This window comes from Pigmentibacter sp. JX0631 (genome assembly GCF_029873255.1).
GTDB lineage: Bacteria > Bdellovibrionota_B > Oligoflexia > Silvanigrellales > Silvanigrellaceae > Silvanigrella.
The window spans coordinates 1,415,869-1,437,294 of sequence record NZ_CP123622.1 but is presented as its reverse complement, the minus strand read 5'-3'; the positions used below and the strand labels follow the sequence as shown (position 1 = coordinate 1,437,294).

Annotated in this window: 16 protein-coding genes; 8 read left to right on the top strand and 8 right to left on the bottom strand. The window is 29.1% G+C overall.

Annotated features, from left to right (window positions below):
- Positions 1 to 2: 2 nt before the first annotated feature.
- From nuoL to QEJ31_RS06195, 4 genes are all read left to right on the top strand, one after another.
- Positions 3 to 1,958 carry an NADH-quinone oxidoreductase subunit L gene (gene nuoL / locus QEJ31_RS06210; RefSeq protein ID WP_280592923.1) on the top strand — a complete coding sequence of 652 codons (1,956 nt, stop codon included), beginning with the start codon at positions 3 to 5 and terminating at the stop codon, positions 1,956 to 1,958.
- Between the two features lie 17 nt (positions 1,959 to 1,975).
- Positions 1,976 to 3,571, top strand: coding sequence for an NADH-quinone oxidoreductase subunit M (locus QEJ31_RS06205; protein ID WP_280592922.1), 1,596 nt, complete (start codon positions 1,976 to 1,978; stop codon positions 3,569 to 3,571).
- A gap of 4 nt (positions 3,572 to 3,575) precedes the next feature.
- Entirely contained in the window at positions 3,576 to 5,201 is a 1,626-nt protein-coding gene (locus QEJ31_RS06200) for an NADH-quinone oxidoreductase subunit N (RefSeq protein WP_280592921.1), read from the top strand.
- Positions 5,202 to 5,273: 72 nt separating this feature from the next.
- Positions 5,274 to 6,722 (top strand): iron-containing alcohol dehydrogenase, encoded by a 1,449-nt coding sequence (locus tag QEJ31_RS06195; RefSeq protein ID WP_280592920.1) that lies wholly within the window; start codon positions 5,274 to 5,276, stop codon positions 6,720 to 6,722.
- Between the two features lie 11 nt (positions 6,723 to 6,733).
- Here QEJ31_RS06195 and QEJ31_RS06190 read toward each other — a convergent pair whose 3' ends face one another.
- The 5 genes from QEJ31_RS06190 to nadC all read right to left on the bottom strand — a co-directional run bounded on the left by QEJ31_RS06190 (position 6,734) and on the right by nadC (position 13,096).
- Complete coding sequence (locus QEJ31_RS06190) at positions 6,734 to 7,396, bottom strand: M12 family metallopeptidase (RefSeq protein ID WP_280592919.1); 663 nt, start codon at positions 7,394 to 7,396, stop codon at positions 6,734 to 6,736.
- A 244-nt stretch (positions 7,397 to 7,640) separates the two neighbouring features.
- On the bottom strand, positions 7,641 to 7,814 hold the full coding sequence (locus QEJ31_RS06185; protein ID WP_280592918.1) for a hypothetical protein: 174 nt from the start codon (positions 7,812 to 7,814) through the stop codon (positions 7,641 to 7,643).
- A gap of 63 nt (positions 7,815 to 7,877) precedes the next feature.
- On the bottom strand, positions 7,878 to 9,029 hold the full coding sequence (locus QEJ31_RS06180) for a PLP-dependent aspartate aminotransferase family protein (RefSeq protein ID WP_280592917.1): 1,152 nt from the start codon (positions 9,027 to 9,029) through the stop codon (positions 7,878 to 7,880).
- Entirely contained in the window at positions 9,029 to 12,124 is a 3,096-nt protein-coding gene (locus tag QEJ31_RS06175) for a type III pantothenate kinase (RefSeq protein WP_280592916.1), read from the bottom strand. Before QEJ31_RS06175 ends, QEJ31_RS06180 begins: the two co-directional genes overlap by 1 nt.
- 12 nt (positions 12,125 to 12,136) lie before the next feature.
- Positions 12,137 to 13,096, bottom strand: a complete 960-nt coding sequence (gene nadC / locus QEJ31_RS06170; protein ID WP_280592915.1) for a carboxylating nicotinate-nucleotide diphosphorylase — start codon at positions 13,094 to 13,096, stop codon at positions 12,137 to 12,139.
- 60 nt (positions 13,097 to 13,156) lie between these two features.
- Between nadC and QEJ31_RS06165 the strand changes: the two genes are divergently transcribed.
- From QEJ31_RS06165 to QEJ31_RS06150, 4 genes are read left to right on the top strand one after another with little or no spacing between them, the layout of a single operon-like run.
- Positions 13,157 to 14,599 carry a hypothetical protein gene (locus QEJ31_RS06165; protein WP_280592914.1) on the top strand — a complete coding sequence of 481 codons (1,443 nt, stop codon included), beginning with the start codon at positions 13,157 to 13,159 and terminating at the stop codon, positions 14,597 to 14,599.
- A 42-nt stretch (positions 14,600 to 14,641) separates the two neighbouring features.
- Positions 14,642 to 15,664: an endolytic transglycosylase MltG gene (gene mltG, locus QEJ31_RS06160; protein ID WP_280592913.1), complete on the top strand. Its 1,023-nt coding sequence runs from the start codon at positions 14,642 to 14,644 to the stop codon at positions 15,662 to 15,664.
- Between the two features lies 1 nt (position 15,665).
- Positions 15,666 to 16,901, top strand: a complete 1,236-nt coding sequence (locus QEJ31_RS06155; protein ID WP_280592912.1) for a small ribosomal subunit Rsm22 family protein — start codon at positions 15,666 to 15,668, stop codon at positions 16,899 to 16,901.
- Positions 16,901 to 17,512, top strand: coding sequence for a CoA pyrophosphatase (locus QEJ31_RS06150; protein ID WP_280592911.1), 612 nt, complete (start codon positions 16,901 to 16,903; stop codon positions 17,510 to 17,512). Before QEJ31_RS06155 ends, QEJ31_RS06150 begins: the two co-directional genes overlap by 1 nt.
- A gap of 7 nt (positions 17,513 to 17,519) precedes the next feature.
- On the opposite strand, the gene QEJ31_RS06145 is transcribed toward QEJ31_RS06150, so the two are convergent.
- From QEJ31_RS06145 to QEJ31_RS06135, 3 genes are read right to left on the bottom strand one after another with little or no spacing between them, the layout of a single operon-like run.
- The gene (locus QEJ31_RS06145) at positions 17,520 to 19,829 is read right to left on the bottom strand and encodes a HAMP domain-containing sensor histidine kinase (RefSeq protein WP_280592910.1); all 2,310 of its coding nucleotides are present in this window, start codon (positions 19,827 to 19,829) and stop codon (positions 17,520 to 17,522) included.
- A complete protein-coding gene (locus QEJ31_RS06140; protein ID WP_280592909.1) occupies positions 19,796 to 20,749 on the bottom strand; it encodes a hypothetical protein in 954 nt (317 codons plus the stop codon). The genes QEJ31_RS06145 and QEJ31_RS06140 overlap by 34 nt, the downstream gene beginning before the upstream one ends.
- Positions 20,722 to 21,411 (bottom strand): hypothetical protein, encoded by a 690-nt coding sequence (locus QEJ31_RS06135; protein WP_280592908.1) that lies wholly within the window; start codon positions 21,409 to 21,411, stop codon positions 20,722 to 20,724. Before QEJ31_RS06135 ends, QEJ31_RS06140 begins: the two co-directional genes overlap by 28 nt.
- Positions 21,412 to 21,426: the final 15 nt, after the last annotated feature.

Sequence of the window (21,426 nt, the reverse complement as noted above, 5' to 3'; positions counted from 1 at the left end):
TTATGCAACAACAAACATTACTTACTTTAATAGTTTTACTGCCATTAGTTGGTGCTTTGCTGAATGCATTTATGCTAAGAAAAACGAGCATTGCAGTCATTTGCACTATTGCAACAGCATCTGTTGTTGTTCCTTTTATTTTTTCATTAATGCTATTTTTTAATTATATAATTCCTGGAAATATTGTACAAGTCGATTTATTTAATTGGATCTCTGTTCCATTAGTTGATGGAAAAGAGTTTAATGTATCTTTTGGTTTTACAGTCGATAGATTGTCCGGAATATTTTTACTTGTCATTACAGGTGTAGGTGCTTTAATTCATTTATATTCAGGCGAATATATGCACCACGAAAAAAGACCTTATCGTTTTTTTGTATATTTAAATTTATTTATTTTCTCAATGCTTTCTCTTGTGCTTGGCTCCAATATGCTTGTTACCTTTCTAGGTTGGGAAGGAGTTGGAGTTTGCTCTTATCTACTTATTGGATATTGGTACGAAGATAAAGATAATTCAATGGCTGCAATTAAAGCATTCGTTGCAAATAGAGTTGGTGATGCAGGATTTCTAATAGCAATATTTCTTTGTTATATGCTTTTTAAGACGATTAATTATGCTGAATTATCAGCAATTATTGCAGCATCTCCACAAACATTTTTAGCTGATAATTCTCTCGAAATTACAATTATTGGATTATGCATCTTACTTGGAGTTGCTGGTAAATCTGCACAAATTCCTCTTTATACATGGTTGCCAGATGCAATGGCGGGACCAACTCCTGTTTCAGCATTAATCCATGCGGCAACAATGGTGACTTCAGGCATTTATTTAATGAGTCGTGTTAGTTATCTGTTGGTTTTAAGTCCTACTGTAATGATGACTATAGCAATTATTGGAGCTGTAACAGCAATTTTTTCAGCGACTATTGGATTTGCGCAAACAGACATTAAAAAAGTTCTTGCTTATTCAACATGTAGTCAGCTCGGCTATATGGTTCTTGCTTGTGGAGTTGGTGCCTTTCAATTTGGAGTGGCTCATGTTGTTACACATGCATTTTTTAAAGCTTGTTTATTTTTGGGTGCTGGTAGTGTAATTCACGCTATGCATCATGAACAAGATATAAGAAAAATGGGTGGTTTATTTAAAAAAATGCCGATCACAGCAACAACTTTTTTATTAGCTACTTTAGCAATTATTGGTTTTCCAGGCTTTTCGGGATTTTTTTCAAAAGATGCTATTCTCGCAGCTGCTTGGGCGGGACCTTTTGGCAATCCCGTATTTTGGTTAGTTGGTTGGATTACTGCAGGTTTTACTGCATTTTATATGCTTAGATTAACTTGGCTTGTATTTTTTGGAGAATGTCGTGCTGAACATCCCGAACATATCCATGAAACAAATATAGTTATTACATTGCCTCTTATTCTATTAGCTATTTTATCAGTTGTAGGTGGAGTTATTGCAATTCCAGAAGTATTTACTGGTAAAGTAGATTTTATAACTAATTTTTTATCACCCGTATTAGGACAAGCACAAGCTACATTGAATGCCAATGGTTTACATGGACTCCATTTATCTCATTCAATGGAATTTAGTTTAATGGGAGCTTCTGTTTTAATTGTTTTTGTTGCCGCGATATTTGCAATTTTGGTTTATAAAAATGGACCAAATGGCGGTGAAAGATTCGCGAGTGCTTTAGGGCCAGTATACCGTTTAGTTAGAGATAAATGGAGAGTTGATGAGCTTTATGCATTTATTTTTATCCGTCCTCTCGCTCGAGTTGGAAAGGTTTTATATAGCTTTTTTGACAAAATAATTATTGAGGGTGTCGTAAACGGTATTCCGGAAACATTGTACACAGGCACAAGTGTTGCTAGTGATTCCCAATCAGGAATGGCTAGGAATTATCTCAAGTTTATTTTTATTAGCGTGTTTATTTTTGGGTTAATTCTATTTCTTTGAGCAGGTGAGAGGACACAATGATCGATGGCATTTCGCAGTGGATTTTATCACTGCTCATAATTTTTCCTTTACTAGTTGCAGGTGTCATTTTATTAATCCCTGCATCAGCAAATTATTGTCTGCATAAAAAAGTTGCTTTATTTGGGATATTAATTGAGTTTCTTTTATCGTTACATTTAATTAAACATTTTGTTCCTTATTCAGCACAATTTCAGTTTGCGCAAGTATTAAATTGGTTACCTGCAAAAACTGGAATAAAATATATAGTAGGCGTTGATGGATTAAATTTAATTTTAGTTTTACTATCAACAGCTTTTTCTCTCATAGCTATGCTGACAATTTATCATACAATTAAAACACACGTAAAAGCTTTTTTAGCTTTATTTTTGATTTTAGAATCTTCTATTATTGGTGTTTTTGTTTCTCTTGATGTTGTTTTATTTTATGTTTTTTGGGAGCTATCTTTAATCCCTGTATACTTTATGATTGGTATTTGGGGAGGAAAAAATCGAATTTATGCGACAATTAAGTTATTTATTTATGGAGTTTTAGGCAGCTTATTAATGCTAGTTTCCTTTATCTATTTATATTACAGTCATTCTGTAATAAATGGTGGAGTTTATTCTTCTAATCTCCTTGATTTATATAAAACAGCTGCGTCTTTACCTTTTGCAACGCAAGCTTGGTTATTTGGCGCTGTTACTTTAGCGTTTGGGATTAAAGTTCCAATCTTTCCTTTTCATACTTGGTTATCAGATACTTATGAGCAAGCACCAGCGACGTATACAATCATGTCGGGAGTCATATTAAAATTAGCCACATATGGTTTAATACGTTTTAGTGTTTGTCTTTTCCCTAGTGCAGCTGTTTATTTTGCTAACCATATAATGGTTCTTGGTGTAATAGCTATTCTGTATGGAGCATTAATTGCTTGGCAGCAAAAAAATGTACGAAGAATCATGGCGTTTTCTTCCTTAAGCCATTTAGGATTTATTGTAATTGGAATATTTTCTTTAAATACAATTGGCATTCAAGGCGCTATTTATCAAATGGTTAATCATGCTATTACTGCAGGTGCTTTATTTGTATTATTTAATTATTTACATGATAAAACATCTTCCTTCAATTTAGATGATTTTGGCGGATTAGCTAAAATTTTGCCTTGGTTTGCTTTTTTCTTTGTTGCTGTTGCAATGGGATCTGTTGCTTTACCAAGTACAGGAAGTTTTATTGGTGAATGGCTAATTTTAATTGGATCATTTCAAGCTAATCCAATTTTAGGTTCGATAGCTACCTTAGGAGTAATATTTGGTTCAGTGTATATTTTATGGGCTACATATAAAATATTATTTGGACCTTTAGAAAACTCAGAGAATAAAAAATATAAAAGTCTTAATAAATTTGAAGTTCTTCAATTAAGTACACTTACTATTTTAATTTATGTTTTAGGTTTTGCTTCTTCAGCAGTTTTACAGCATACAAAACCAACACTGCTTAATATTGAAAGAAGTGTGAATAGTAATTCTCCTTATCTTTCTGAATTGGCTAATTCTCATCAAGGATTATTAGTTCCTTTAAATAAATTTCCAACCGTTCAACTAGAGAAGGAGTAAAATGATGTCACTTGATCTTACAATGACTCAGCTCCAAGAAACTGTAAAAACAGCTATTCAAACTCGTCTTTGGAGTGACATTTTACCTCCTGCAAGTTTTTATTTTTTAGCTCTACCTATTCTTTTATTTTTAGTAGGTGGATTAATAACTATGATTGTAGGTGTGTTTAAAACTGAGCCAGAGAAACCTTGTTATAGTTCATGGTACATAGCTGTATTTGTTTGTTTCGTCTCTGCTTCAGCTGCAATATTAAGTAATACAGAAATACCTAAAGCTTTTTTAGGAAGTGGTGTATTAATTGATGATATCTCTAGAACTTCATTTATAGTAATATCAATTGGTACTTTATTTACATTAATGGCAGCTTCTATGACTAAAATTGGTAAACAATTATTACGCTCAGAATTGCTAACATTAATATTGTTTTCATCTGCAGGTTTAATGGTTATGTGCGCTGCAGGTGAATTTCTAAGTTTCTTTGTAGGTTTAGAGTTAACAAGTATTTCCTTATATATTTTAGTTGGATATCAAAGGAAAACTTTCCAAGCTATGGAAGCATCATTAAAATATTTTATTCTTGGTGCAGCTGCTGCGGCTATGTTATTAATGGGGGCAGCGTTAATTTATGCAAGTATTGGTTCATTGCGTTTTTCAGATTTAAGATTGTTAAATATTTCTTTAAATAATCCATTTAGTTTACTTGGTGTTTTATTAGTAATGAGCGGTCTTGGATTTAAACTGGCAATTGCTCCTTTCCATTCGTGGGCTCCTGATGTTTATCAGGGAGCAAACTCACATTTAACTGGTTACATGGCTTCATTAGTAAAATTTAGTGTTGCTATTGTTGTTTTAAGAATACTAAGCCAAAGCTTCGCACCCGGCGAAAAAACTGGTCTTATTATTATGTTCTGGTTACTTGGAGCTATCTCAATCGTCGTTGGTTCTTTATTTGGTTTAGTGCATAATAGCATCAAACGAATTTTAGCTTATTCTTCAGTTGCAAATGCAGGATATTTTTGCCTAGCTTTCGCATCATTAGCCAGTGATCCGCACAGCGTTGAAGCAAAACAATCATTAATAGCCTATGCAGTTATTTATGCTGTATTAAGTCTTGGAGCTTTTACTGTAATTTCATGGTTTGAAGATTCTAATCGGGAAGATTTACTAAAAGAAGAATTGTCAGGTATTGGTTTTAAAAAGCCAGTAGCAGCTGTAACTTTAAGTATTTTCTTATTTGGATTTGCGGGTATTCCACCAATAGCAGGCTTTTTTGGAAAATTTTATTTACTACTTTCAGCAGTAAATCAAGGATTTATTGGTTTAGCAATCATTTTAGTAGTGTTTAGTTGTTTATCTTTATTCTACTACTTATCAATTATGGCAGAAATGTGGTTTAAACCAGCTACTAGATACTCAATTCATAATAATCAATCTGAAGAAACAAATTCTGGTATGCAAGCATTAACAATAATTGCTGCTATATCTGCCATTGTAATAGGTATTTTGGGTCCAAGATGGGCAATTAATATTAACTATAATCAAGCATCAGAGAAAAATTTAAGAATTGTTAATACTGAGAAATTAAATCAAACTTCTAAACAAGTAGTAAGCACAGATCATCAAAAATAGTATGAAATTTTAAATTAAAAATTATCCTCGTTCTTTATTTAAGTTCGAGGTTTTTTTATTTGAGGTAGATATATGCAAAATTTTGAAAAATTAATTAAGACTTTAAGAAATGAAGAAATACAAAATTTTAAAGATTCTAAAATACCTGAGCAATATTATTGTAATAATTATGCAGATTTTAAAAATATATTATTAAAATTAAATGCTAATTATTCAGCAAAAAAATTATTCATTCTTTCTGATGGAGAATTTAAAAATTCAAGTTTAGAAGAACCAACTTCTATAGATAAAAAAATATGCGATATATTAAAAGATGATTTCGAAATTATATTTAAAAATCTTTCCGTTGATGCTAAAGTAAATCCACAAGAAATCCATGCTTCAGAACATTATTTAAAGTATATTGATAGCTATATTAACGAAGTTAAATGTAATTGCCAGATTTATATATCATTGGGTAGTGGTACAATTACAGATTTACTAAAGCATTCTTTATACAATAATTACAAAGATGCAATATTTATTTCAATTCCTACAGCAATGACAGTAACAGCTTTTACTTCGAGTTTTTCCGTCCTTGATATTGGAGGAGCAAAAAGAACAAGACAGTCAAAACATATAGATCATACAATTTGGATTGAACCGTTACTACAGGCAGCTCCGATCGCTCTATCTCGAGCAGGCTATGGTGATTTATTAGCACGCTTTGTTGCATATGGTGATTGGTACTTAGGTTTTAAACTTGGTATTAGCAAAAATTATAATGAATTAGCTTTTAGATTGATGGATGTATATTGTGATGAATTAAAAATTTTGGCACCAAATTTTGCAAATAATAAACTTTCTAGTTCAGCTGTGGAATCATTAGCACCCATTTTATCTATGGCTGGAATAGCTATGTCATTAAGTGGAGAAACAACACCTTTAAGCGGATATGAGCATGTTATTAGCCATGGGTTAGATTTTTTAAAATTAACTGCTGGCAAAGAATTGGTACTACATGGTGAACAAGTTGCTTTGGCATCATTAACAAGTGCAATGTCTTTTGATTGGATTTTAAGTATCGATAGTTTTGATGAAAAAAAATTTAGAACTCTTACTTTAAATGAAGCAGATAAGTTGGTTTCTAAATTACTTTTAAATGCTCCTTATTTTGGAATTAATGAAGTAGATAAACAAATAAATAAAAATAATATAGAATTAGCTAAAGAAGAGTTTTTAAAAGATTACATAGTGAAAAATGAAAAATGGAATGAGATGAAAGAATTATTTCATTGTTTTATCAAAGATTTTGAAGAAACAAAAAACAAAATTAAATCTCTAACAATAAGAGCTCAGGATCTTGAAGATATTTTAGTAAAATCCAAGCTCCCTATATATCCGGAAGCAACAAATCCTGCCATTTCAGCTTTAGAATATCGTTGGGCGGTTAGATTTTCACCTTTTGTAAGATCGCGTTTTTCTATAGGAGATTTTCTTTTTTGGATTGGTGAAGATCCGTGTGTTGTGGCAGCAATATAATATATTTTTTATTAAGGAGTTCCATAGGCCAACCAAAGACCATAAATATCAGTTGGACTTAATTGACTACGTTGTCCTATATTTATTTGGGGATCTACCGTAGAAATTGTGCAACTTCCATTTTTAGAAAAAGCATATGCTCCATAGTGCATGATTGAAGCATAATCATATTTTCCAAATCTTGTTGTAAATTCACCTTTTTTTTCAAAATTATATTTTCTTTTATCTATGATGTTATCCCAATTAATTATGATATATTGATCTCTATCATATCGACTTTGTTCATGATAAAAACCAATGCTATGCATTAGTTCGTGCATAATTGTACCTAATCGCATACATTGCATATTATGTAACAGCAATTTTTGCGCCCCTCCAATCATACCAATTTCACTGTGACAGGAATCGCCATCGGTTATATTGATATAATTTTTTTGATTTTCAAGTTCAGTATTATTTATTTCAACAAATTTAACTTTTGAAACGTTCATTATATTTTGCATTGCCTGTTTAATTAAAGATATATCTGAATCTTTATAAAATTTATAATCTATCTTGTAATAGATTTTTCCAGCAGGCCAAAAGTATTGAGCTTCTACAGGAGCAGAGTTGTTTTCTAAACTAAATACTTTTATTTGAATAATAAACACTAGGAAAATAAATTTTAATTTCATTGTAAATCTCCAATATAAATTTTTAAGAACAGATTGTACATAAAGTCATTCTCCAAAATTTTTAATACTCCAATTTTTTGATAATAAAAATATATACATTTAGCAATGTCAGAAAGACTTATTGACGAATAAAAATACTTAATAAAAAATTAATATAAGTTCTAAAAAAAGTAACAAATTTTGATAATACTGATATTAAATATTTTATTAATTTCTAAAAATGTGAAAAGGTATTTCATATTTTTTATTTTTTTTGCTTTTTTGCTGTAGCGGAGGTGGTTTTACCAAGACTTTTTTGGATAAAGCGAATCACTTTTTTCTTTAATTCTTTATCTTCGTCTAATATTAATTTAATTAATTCGAGTTCGCTTGAAGTACGCATTACTTTTTTATTGGTTTTTGGTCCAAGACCGCTCATAATCTATTCCTCCTAGTCAACTATCGGATTAAGACAAAAAGACCAGAAGAAAAGAATTATTAGTCAAATTTTTGCTGCATTTTTAATATCTTCGATGAGATCTTGAGAATCTTCAATCCCTACAGAGAATCTAAGCAAATTAGCAGTAATCCCTAAAATCTTTCGATGATCTGCAGGGACGCTAGCATGTGTCATTGTTTCAGGATGATTTACAAGAGATTCAACGCCGCCTAGGCTTTCAGCCAGTGAAAAATATTTTAATTTGGAAAGAAACAATTTTAATTTCTCAAAATCGCCGTTTATTCTTGCTGAAATCATTCCAGAATAACCTCTCATTTGCTTTTTTGCCAAAGAATGTTGAGGGTGAGATTCTAGACCAGGAAATATGACTTCCGAAAATAAGGGGATTTTTTCCATTTCTTTTGCAATTTGAATTGCATTTTCATTATGTTTTTTCATTCTCAACGAAAGGGTTTTTATACTTCTATGCAATAAAAATGCTTCAAAAGGAGAGTTAACACTTCCTCCAGCAAATTGAATAAATTTTAATTGGTCAGCAAGGGATTTATCATTTAACATTAAACATCCACCTACCATGTCGCTATGTCCACCAATATATTTTGTTGTACTATGTAAAATTATATCAGCTCCCAACTCAATGGGATTTTGAAAAATTGGGGAAGAAAAAGTATTATCAACAACTGTCAGAGCATTATGTTTTTTTGCTAACGAGGCAATTTTTTCGATATCAATTAACTTTAATAATGGGTTAGTAGGAGTTTCTATCCAAATTAATTTAGTGTTACTTCTTATTGAGTTTTCAACTTTTTTAAAATCCGTCATGTCAATAAATTCAAAAATAATTTCATATTTTGCAAATAGTTTACGGAAAAGTCTACCAGTTCCTCCATAAACATCATCACAAACAATTACATGATCATTTGGATTAAGAAGTTGAGCTATAGCTCCTACAGCAGCTAGGCCAGAAGAAAAAGAAACAGAATAGTTCGTTTTCTCAAGAGCGGCTAATGCTTCTTCAAGTGCTGTTCTTGTTGGATTACCACCTCTTGAATAATCATATATTTTAGGATTTCCAGGGCTAGGTTGAACATATGTAGAAGTTTGAAAAATAGGAGGCATTATTGCCCCTGTTAATTCATCAGGTGAGGCTCCAGCATGGACACAAACAGTATCAATATGGCTTAAATTTTTCATTATAAATAACCTCCCTCAGATATTTCTGGAAAATTTTGAAAGTTTACTTTGTTAAGTTGAATGAATATATTTTTAAAAAAGCTACGTTGTTCAATTTTGTTAATCGGTATTTTTGCTCGTTCTAATAATTTTTTAACAATATCAAAGTTCAACATATCTTCTGACAATTCACAAACAATAGGCTGCTCTAGTGAAGTAGATATGTTACTTTCGCCTGCAATATTTATAGCAGTATTATGCAGCATGTGTCTTGGAAATAATGTTTGTTCATGCACCCAATCGGTATAACCTTTTTCATAAAACTCTAAAAAAACTTGTTCGTTAGGATGATACATTTTATCTCCTACGATCCATTGACCAATAGCTGCTAAATGAATGCGGATTTGATTGGTTCTTCCTGTTTGAGGCAAACATGCATAAAGAGTATAATCTTCGTGCTGGGATAATTTTGCGAACCATGTTTCAGCGTTCTGACTTGATTTACCATTTATCCAGAGTTTTAAGCGAATTAAAGATTGCTCTGGTTCACCAATAGGTAAAGTAACGCGAAACTTTTCAGGTAAATCATTTTCACCTTTAGTAACTGCAATATACATTTTATCAACTTTACCTTGGCGGAAAGCTTCAGAAATAATATTGCGAGTTTCTGATTTTCTAGCGCAAGCTAGTATTCCACTAGTTTCTCTATCTATTCTGTGAACTGCTGCACAATCACCATAACCCATTTTTTGAGCAATATTTACAAATGTATTTTTCCCATAAATACCAGCTGCATGTATTACCATATTCGGTGGTTTGGAAAACACACACACGTCTCCATTATCGTAAATTACATCAATGTTTTCTATAATATCGGGTTCGTATTCTGGCGGGTGGAAGAGCCATACTTGATCAAAATTTTTTATTTTATACGTAGGCTTGACTTTATTTAAATGTATTTTTTCTCTGTTTTTGTTATGAGCACCATGTTCAATTTTTACTTCGCCTTTTTCTATGCGCTCTCGCCAAGTTTCTCTATTATGAAATTGAAATTTATTTGCCATATAGGAATCCAATCTCTCTTCGGATTGTAGTCCTTCAATATGAGTGCCTATTTTTCTAAAATCATTGTCATTAAGTTCTGCAGTTCTAATTATAGATTTAGGATCTCGAGCTTTTAGCATTGTTTTTGCTATGTCAGAAATGCTTTTATCTTTAAATTGCTCTTGCAAATTAATAGATTTTTTTTCTTCAATAATATTTTTTATTTTTAAAATATTTTCATTAATTAAATGTTTTTTTTGAAGCTCAAATTCTTTTTGTTTCTTTAGTATATTGTCTTTATTTTTTATTATTACCTCTGTTTCAATATTTGGTAATATTTCGATGTTATAATTTTTATTTGGGTACATTAACTCTATTATTTTTAAAACGGAATCGGAATTTCCACCGCTAAAATAACACTTACATGGTTGGTGCATTTCAATAGTAGCTATTACGCTAGCCGCAGTTGATAGAAATACTCCCCTTTGAACATAAATCTCTTGATTCCAAAGAGAATTATTTGCTTGAAACAATTCAGGGTTTGCTTTAAATAAAGGAACAAGAGCTGTAAAATGATTAATAGCATTTAAAGCCATTTGGATACCTGGAAAAACAAAATTTTCTAAGATGCCTAATTTAGAACTAACACCTTCACAAGTTACTGCTGTACCGAAAGAAAAAGTTAAAACATTGATGTTTTGTTTTTTTGCCTCATTAGCGGCAAACAAAAATTTCAGAGCTCTATCTGCGCCTAGTCTACTTATTTCAAAATTACCTGAAATATTTATGCAACTAAAAATATCTTGCTCAGTTAATTTAATTTCATTAAATATAATTTCTGGAAAAAGAGATTTAAAGTAATCTTTGATTTTTTGAATTGAATTTTTAGTTTTTTCAGCTGTATTTACTGTTGTATAGATAAGTTCAATTTTTTCTTTACGATCGGCTAATAATCCTTCAACCAGTGGTTTGAAAGAATCTCTTAAAATAGTTCCATTTTCAGAAGCAATAGTTTCATAAGAGATATTTGCATGATATAATTTTGAATTTGTGGCTTGGTAAGTTGTATGAATAGTTGTGTTTCCAAAATCAATTGCAAAAACGGGGGCGCTTTTTAGCTCTATATTAAGACTTGACTTCGTCTTTATATTAACAGGATTCTCGATAGATATATTTCCAGACAAAATAGAGTTTCTGTTCCCAGATAAAAGTAAACCTCCGTTATCATCTAAACCAATAAATTCACCCTTTCTAGTTCCTTTATCAACAGAGATGAAAGTTCCATGTGGGATTGATCTGGATTGAACTATCGATTTAATTTGAGAAGAATTTCTTTCAGAGAAAAGAAGATCAATGAATTCTTTTTTAAAATTGTCACAAAATTTTGTAACAATAGCTTTTTTAAAATCAAGATCTTTAAGTAACTTATTAAGTTCTCTTCTTTCATTTTTATTTAGTTCATTGCTAAATATACTTTCCCAAAATGAGATCGCTTTATCAAGATCAGGTTTGGAAAAAAAATTTAATCCTATTCCAATAAAAATATCTCCAATTTTTCCACTTTGTGAACTGGTTTCACAAAGAATGCCACTAACTTTTTTATATTCAGTATTGCTGATATTTTTATTGAAAAAAATTAAATCATTCGGCCATTTAATACATAAAATAGAGTTACTTGCAAAAGGAAGCCCATGAATAGTTGATTTAATAAAATTTCCTGTTGTTGTCAGGGCATCTAAAAGAGCGCATGAAACAAGTGCGGTTATCCATTCAAATGGAACTTTTACTCTTGAAGCAGGAACGATGAGGGTTAATGGTAAAAAGTCTAATGATGAAGCCATTATATCTGTTAAATCAGAATAATATTTTAATTCTGCGGTAGATTGATTATCCAAGATAGATAAATCGGCTTGTTGCCAAACGGAACCTCCCCTACCTCTACCAAAAGTTTGATTTCGAGTTACAACCGCAATAATATTATTATTGTCATGGCTATTTTTGTAATGCTTGGCTAAATCCATTGTAGAGGGAGTGTATTCAGTGTAAATTGTATAAAAATCTTTTGTATTCATTTGAGATCCAAACTAGTCCTGCATATATAACTGTAAGCTAATATCAATCCAAATTGCTTTATGGATCAATGCACCCATGCTTAAATAATCAACTCCTGAAGAGGATATTTGCTTTATATTTTTTTCATCTAAATTCCCACTTAATTCAAGTTTTGTATTTTTATTAAAATTATTTCTTTCTTTTACTGCTTGATGAACATCTTCTAAGCTGAAATTATCAAGCATAATTACATCAGCACCTTTATTTAATGCAGCTCTAAATTCTACTAAATTTGTTACTTCAATTTCTATTTTATTGAGTACAGGAGTTTTATTGGATACGCAATCTAAAGCATACTCTATAGAGCCAAAGTATCTTAAATGGTTTTCTTTTAACATTGAACCAGAATCTAAGCCATGGCGATGATTCCGAGCGCCACCATTTCTTGTAGCATATTTTTCATAAATTCTAAGACCTGGAGTTGTTTTTCTCGTTTCTAATAAATAAATAGATGGAGAATATTTTCTAATCTCAGTTAAAATAGAGCTTGTTTTAGTTGTTATTCCTGATAATTTTGCGCATAAATTTAGAGCCACTCGTTCGCCTAATAAAATAGCAGCTGCATTTCCTTTACCCCCAAGAAGAACATCTCCTTTTTTAATTTGGTCTCCCTCTTTGAAATCAGAGAATAATTTTAATTCACCACCGGATGCAAGGCGGAATGTTTCGCACATCACAGGTAATCCTGTTAAGATAAAATCTTGTTTTGCAACAATATAAAAATTGGCAGTTTGATTTTTGGCCTGAGCGGCAAATAAGGTAGGGTCGCCTGCACCATGGTCTTCATCAAGCCATAGTAAAATATCTTTGGTGACTCTATTTGGGGCTACTCCAAGATTTAAGTTGCAAAAATTATTGAAGTTTGTCTGGTTAACTTCTGTTTCAGGCATTAAAAAAGGACAGTGAGGTTTTACTTTAGTGAATAATTCCATATTGCACCTTATAATAGTGTATTTAAATGCCCTGGACAGACAAGGCAGGGTAGTCATATCATGAATTTTCCAATCCAAAAATATTTACAAACACATATTCCTAATGAACTTATTTCTTGCATAGAAAGCTTAGAAAATCAATGTGAAAAAGGTGATTTTAGTGCTTGGTCAATTGCAAATAATAAGTACGCTTTTTCTGCCTTTTGGATAGATGAATGTTGTATTTCTAAAAATAATTTTTATCAATTAAATACTCCCTTAATTCATCCTTATTTTGATATTTCAAGCTTGACAAAACCTTTATTTTTAAATTTATATTTGCGAATGAAATTTAAAAGTGATTTTTTAAAGATAATATCAACTCCTTTAAACGATATTTTCTTACCGAAAAATACTATTAATGAAAATGATTGTTTAATAGAATTTATTTTAAGAAATGATAATAATTTTAATTTAAATTCTTTTCTTTCTCACTATTCAGGGGCTAAAAATTGGTTTTGGATGGGAATAGGAAAATGGCAACATAAAAATACTTATATTTCTAATGATAAAGAAATATATCAAACAATACTTGATCATAACGAAAAAAATTATTCAAATATTGTTAAGGAAAATTTAAACAATACATGTTTAAAATATTTTAAAAATGAACAATTTTCAGAATTCGTCTATTCTGATATAAATTACTATATTTTATCAAGACTTATTGAATCTTTTTTTATGCGGGAATCTTCTTGGATAGAAATTTTAAATGAATTAAATGAGAAAGTTAAAACAAAATTTTTTCATGCTTCCTTAACGCCAAATGAAACTAAAAAGAGTATCCCATTTTATCCGTATATTTCTGCTTATAAAGACAATTTTGCGGGAACTGAGACTAATTTATTTGGGAATGTTAGTGACACTAATGCTAATATACTTTCTTCTTTTTCAACAAATACAAATATTGTTTCTGGACATTCTGGATATTTTGGAACAATTTCCGATGTAAAACTAGCGACTGAAGAATTAGCTCATTACCAGAAAAATTATTTAGAAAACATAGGATACATTCATGATAAAAATGTAAGGTTTGTTTATGGATTAGATACTCCAACAAGCAAAGATTCAACATGTGGTATTTTAAATTGGCCTAAAGATAGGGAATATATCTATGGGCATTTAGGTTATTCAGGTACATCACTTTGGTTTTCTACAAAGAATTTAGCGAGCAATAAAAATAGCCAACAAATTATTTTAACGAATAGATTAGCAAGTCGTACGAAATTTGGTGTAGATAGTTGTCCAAGAATTTATTCTTTTACTGATTACTTATCGAACACAAATATAATATTTATAAAAGAAAAAGATAAAATTGAGCAAATAAGTAGTCAAGAGTTTTTTGATTTAAACACCCAGTATTTTGGAATGTATAAAAAAATTTGGGATATTAATGCAATTAGATTAGCGCCAAATATAAATGAAGTTAGAAGAAATATTGGTCTTAAATTGTGGGAATTGTAAAAAAGAAAGTAAATATTAGGTTGAAATTATGGGAATTGTAAAATGAGTAAAAAAATATTTGTTTCATTATTTATAATATTTAGCATTATTATAACAGGAATATTTTATTGGTATAAAACACCAAATCCCTCTAATTTACAGGCTGTAGATTACTACTTACAAGATGGAACTAATTTTAGCAAGTTAGCATTTGATTTAGAAAAACTGCATGTAATTAGATATCCTAAATTGTTAGTTGATTATGCAAGAATAATGCAGTTGACTGGAAATTTAAGAGTTGGAACTTATCGATTTGAGAAAGATGTAACGCCTGAAGAGGTTATTAGTAAATTAGTAAAAGGTGATATTTTAACTATTAAGGTAACAATACCTGAAGGTTTAAATATTTATCAAGTTGCAGAAAAATTAACACAAGATTTTCCAAAAGTACCAGTTAAAAAATGGTTAGAGCTTATGAATTCAAAAGAACTTATCCAATTTTTGAGTTTAAACTATTCAATTCAGAATTTAGAGGGATTTCTTTTCCCTGAAACTTATGTTTTTGATCCAAATTTACCTCCAAAACAGGTCATAAAGGGAATATTATCTGCATTTAAGAAAAATGTAACACCCGATATGTATGAAAAAGCAAGGAAGTTAGGATTTTCACCATTAGAATATATTACATTAGCTTCCATAGTTGAAAAAGAAACAGCAGCTGCTTCTGAGCGAGAAAGGGTTGCAGGAGTGTATTTCAATAGAATAAAGATTAAAATGAAATTACAGGCAGATCCTACGGTAATATATGGTATGTGGAGTAGATACAAAGGAAATATTACTAAAAAAGATTTGCTAACTCCTACCCCGTATAATACATACACTAACTACGGGTTGCCGCCCGGACCTATAGCAAGCCCTGGTCTTGCAAGTTTAAAAGCAACACTAAATCCTATTTCAAACGATCTATATTTTGTTGCTAAAGGGGATGGGACTCACGTCTTTAGTAAAAACTTAAATGACCACAATAAAGCTGTTAAAAATTATGTTCTGTTTTTAAAAGAAAGTAAACGTAAGGAAAAAAATTAGAATGCGAAATTTTTATGAGATAGAAAGTAAATTTTTTATAAATATTGCCAATTACATGAATAATTGGGAAAATTATTTAGGAATATTTGATAATAATACTGAAAAAAAAGCTCTTACTCAAAGAATTGCTTCACATGTTCAAACATTATGGAATCAATTTAATCAAGATAGAAGTAAACTCGATAAGCATTATATGAATACTGGAGATGGCTTCCAAGCTTATATAGCTTCTTTTTTATTGCCAAATATTGAAAGAGTTTTTTCTACTCTAGTCAGAGATGAAAATATTTTTGCAATTGAAAGTTTATTTCTAGTAGAAAAAGATGAACTAGTTATTACTGATTTTGGTTGTGGTCCTTTAAGCGGAACGATAGGCATTTTAAGTGTACTTGAATATATTTTTTCCATAAATCATAAGTTAATTTTACCTAAAAAAATACATATTAATGCAATTGATAGATCGGATAAAATTGTTGATTTTGGAAAAAAGCTATTAACAAAATCTCTTTTTGAAAGTGTTGTTGTTTCAGTTGAACATATAACATCTCCTGAAAAAGTAACAAAAAATAGTGATGTTATTTTAGGAATTAATGTGTTTAATGAAATTCCATTAAAGCATCGAGCAAAAACTTTGAATTCATTATATTCAAAATTAAATAATGGAGGACTGCTTCTTGTTATGGAGCCAGGGCAGGAAGAGCATGCTAAATCTCTAGGTACTTTAAGAAATGAATTTATTTCTGCAAATAATGATGGGCAAATTATTTCTCCCTGCGCGCATAGAAAAAACTGCCCTCTTTCCACAGAAACAACAAGAAAAGATTGGTGTTGGTTTCGACACTCTTGGAATACTCCAAAAACAATTGCATTGATAGATAAATTTTCCAAATTAGATCATCATGAATTAAACTTTTCATATCTTTTTGTCCAAAAAAACTCTGTGCAATCTGCTGAAACTTTTTTTGCGCGTAGTATAAGTGATGAATTTCCTATTGAAATTAAAGCTAAGTCTCCGCAAATAGAATACTTTAAAAATAATTTGGTTTCGGGAGAAAAAGAAGAATTTTTAAAAATGGTTGAGTATGAAGGAGGCTTAAACAAAATTTTGCTTTGCACAAAGGAAGGTGAATTAGAATCTGCTTTTGTTATTGCAGATCCAACCCAAAAACCTTATCGTAGAGGAAGAAGAGTTAAACTGGATAGTGAATTATATATGCGAGCAAAAGAACGGAATTAATGACAAAGAAAATACTGAAAGTATTTAAAAAACTTGAAGAAATGAATGGTCTGGATGAATACGTACCAGATCTTGCAAGAAGATCTGCAATTTTGCTCCCTATATTATGTCCAGAAAAAGATTTTACCGAAGACCTTGTGAAAGTTGGTGATTGGCAACTTGTTTTCACAATACGCGCATCACACTTAAAAGAACATGCAGGTGAGGTTTCTTTTCCTGGTGGAAGGATAGATGCATTTGAAAGTCCTTTAGATACAGCTTTACGTGAAGCATATGAAGAAATTGGTATTAAAAAGACTGATATTAAGGCAAGTATAAAATTAAATCATTCTTTTGCACGTTCTGGTTATCATATAGAACCATTTTGTGCTTTGCTTTTGGATAAACAAGATTTTATTCATAACGAAAGTGAAGTCAGTCATGTAATATGTTTAAGCATTGAAAAGCTTTTGCAAATAAAATGTTGGACAGAAGAACGAGCTATCATGAATTTTACTCGAAAAGTATGGCATTATCCTATTAAAATAGAAGAAATTGGAGAAATAGATATTTGGGGAGCTACTGGAAATATTTTGCATGATTTTTTATTGCGAGTTAAAAATTTAACGTAAAAGCATTTTAAAAATAATTTGAAGAATCTTTGTTTATTATCTTTTTAATCCAATACATTTCTTGAAATATTTCTTTTGGATAATTAGTATTTAAATAGATTTCTTTAAAGCCATAATGATACATTTCTTTAGCTAGTTCTTCTCCTTTTATATTATTTCCCAAACATGAGTCTATAAAAATAGGTAAACTCTTTTCAAAGTGAGACATTTTTGATAGGAATAAATAAGGATCATTAAAGTAGTATATATTATTAAATCTTTTATCAAGTTTCCAAATATTGTATATAAATTCCTCATCATCAATAAGAATAATATTTTTAGGTATATTTATTTCTTTTAATTTAATTTTAATTGGAACAAAATGGACTAAACTTTTAGGTATTAATTTTATTTTTTTTAAATTACATGATTCAGTAAAATTATAGTCTTCAAAGTGACTCGTAATTAAAATTGAGCTATCTTTTATTCCTAAATTCTCAATTATTTGAATTCCATTTAAGGGATGATTAATAAATTCATAATCACATAAATAATACATTTTATTTTTATTGATGCTAGAGTTTTCTGTAAGTTTATTTTTCCATTCGATGAATAAATTTGGATCAGTAAAGTGAATAACTTCAAAAAAATTATTGGATACATTAATTTCTTTTAATCTTTCGCTCCAAATATTATGAATAGAAATATCATCATCAACTATAATTAAAATTGAATCTTGTTGAATTTCAATTTCTGAAACAAACCAAGAGGGCGGTGGCTTTTTATCTAGATAAATACTAATTTTTGTGCCTTTCATTAATTCTGACTCAATCTCTAAAAATGTTCCCCAGGATTTTAAAGTTTCTTTTGCATGATATAATCCAAGCCCATTACCATTAGGTTTTCCAAAACTTTCTCCTTTTTCTACTATTTTTGGTATTAAATCAGATTTAATACCTTTTCCATTATCTTCAATTGAGATACAAATTTTTCCATCACTTTCATTCAGTGTGACATAAATATTCCCTTTTTTTTCATCAAAAGATTCAACTGAATTATTTATTAAATTAGAAAGTATAGTTTTAAATTCATTAATTTGAATGCTGGCAAATAAACCATATGAATTATGCAGAAATTTTTCTTCAATATTTATGTCAATTAAATTTCTAAATTGTATCCTTTTTTCAGATACTAAGGAATGAATTATACTTGAAACTAAATGTGTAGATAAGTTATTTAATCTATCATTATTTTTTTTATTGCTTTCTTGATGTTTAAATATTAAGTTGTTTGCAATATCTTGAATTCTTTGAATAGAATTTCGGATAATAATTCGACTCTCTTCTGGCAAAAATATTTTTTCCTTTTCGAAAAACATATTTAGTGCTAATATTGGAGATTTTATATCATGAGCTACTTGTACTGCAATTTTAGATATTTCAAGTTGTTTAGAAACTTCAAATTTAAGTAATTCAAAATTTTTATACTTAATTATAGTGGAGGAAATTTCATCAATTTCAGATAATTTAAAATTGTATTTTTTTGAATCATTTTTAATAAATTCATGAAGATTCTTAATTGGATTGAATATATATGAATTTAAAATCCAATGATTAATTAGAAATATGAAAAGTATTAGTAGTAAAATAATTAGAACTGATACAAATAAAAAATTTGTTGTACTTAGAAAAATGTTATTAGTTATTGTATACTTTATTTGAAAATTATCACCTTCTTTTACGTATAAATTATCTATGATAGATCCATTTTTTAAATAAAACGGGCTACAATTTATGCATTCTTCAACTGCAGGTTCGATTTTTTTTATTTTTTCAAAAATTAGAAATTTATTAAAGTAAATAATTAAATTTGCTGAGCATCTTCCATATTCATAATCTGTTTTATCATTTAAGTAACAAACAGTTAATTTTAATTTAGTGTTTGATTTTTTACCTATAAAAAGCATCTCGACAGAATTTAAATCATTAATACTAAATCCAATAATTTCTTTGCCTAAATAGTGACTAAATGTATTTAGTATTTGTGTATTTAAATTTGATCTTGAAAGATTTCCAGATCTTACATAGTCAATAAATTCAGTTGAGTTAGCAAGTAAAGATATGTTTTTAAATATTTCACTAACATATAAATTAAAGATATGATTTTTTTTATCAAGTATTAAATTTTTATTTTCAGCGCTAGATTTTATTACAAAAACTAAAAAAATAGATATTATGAAAAAATAAAATATAATTATTAGTAAAAATGAGAAAAAATTTAATCTTATTTTTAATCTTTTTAAATTTAGTTTTTCAAATTTATTTTTATTCTTTGCCATATATTACTTTTTAAATTATATTCATTTTTATCTGGAATTTTAATCCAATCAAGTCCGCTATTTTTAATGTTTAATTTAAGTAGGTCGCTATATGGTGAAATATAAAAATTACTTGCCAATATATTATTTAGGAAGTCTTTATTTAAAAGAGTATCTATAACGCATTTTGTTTTATTATCATTTTTTATTGCAGAAATTAAATCTACAGACAAGTAATTCATTTTTGGATGAATGTAAAATTTGTAATCATTGTATTTCTTAATTCTATATAATGCCTCACCCATCCAGGTAAAAGAAAAAGCAAAATTTTTATTTTTTACTATTTTATCATTGTAATTTGTAATAAATACTGTTTTATTATTTAATAAATTACTAAAACTGTTAACTACAGAATTTATTTCTTTTTTAGTATTCAAATTTTGTAGAAGATTTAGAGATTCAATATGATCATCTAAAATACTTATTACTTTACCTTCAGCTTTTCTAAAAATATCTTCTATTTCATCGTTTGTGTCTAAATTAAAATTATTTTGATCGTATAAAAATCCAGTATAACTAACTGAAAATATACCAATATTTTGGGGGAAATTTTTCTTTTTAAATTCTTTTAGCAAATAGTAATTATACTCACTTCTTGATTTAGATAAAGATACACTTTGATTCTTAACTAAATCACTTACAAAATTGTATACAACACTAGAAAAGATAATAATGGAATAATCGTCTTTTCTAACTCTTCTAAGAAATTCATCATTTGAATAATATTCATCAAAGTAAATTTTCGTAGAACATTTAGCTTCTATTACTTTTAATTCATTTTCAGTTAGGTATCCCCACCAAGAAAGTATATTTATTCCATAACATATTCCACTCGTATGTAATAGTATTAAAATTAATGACCAATGATGTAGTCTTGCCATCCTAACTCCGAAGTGTTACTGTTGTTAAAATTATGGACAACATCAAGTATCTTGAGGCCAAATTTTTTTAAGTATTTATTAATTTCGTTAATATCTTTGTATACTTTTACTTTATAATCATAAGTGTATTTTTTATTTCCTACAATATAATTATCAATCCATAAAGCCATATCTTTTCTATCTAAATTTAGATTGTAATCTGATATATAGTTTATAGTCATTCCATTAAAAAAAAATTCTTGATTGATAGAGTCTTTCCAAAATTCAGGATGAAAGTAGTTTAATGAAATTTTCCCATTACTACTTAATAAAGATTTTAAAATAGAGAAAAATTTAAAAATATCATTATCTTCAGTTAGTAAGCAAAATGAATTATATCCGGCTATTATTCGTTCAAACTTTTTTTTAGTTTGGAATTCAAGAATATCTGTAATGTAAATATTGTCTTTAGGGAGAGCTATATGTGAGGCAAAATTTTTATTTTTTTCAACTGCACTTATAAAGAGGTTATTTTTTGATAAAAAATTGCAAATTCTGCCATAACCAGAAAAGATATCTAGAGTAACACAGTCTTTTGAAAAGTTTTGATAAAATTGAAGATCTTCACTAAAATCTTCAGTTTGAGCCTTATATAACTCCCAACTAAATTCATATGCATCCATCTTTAGCTTATCCAT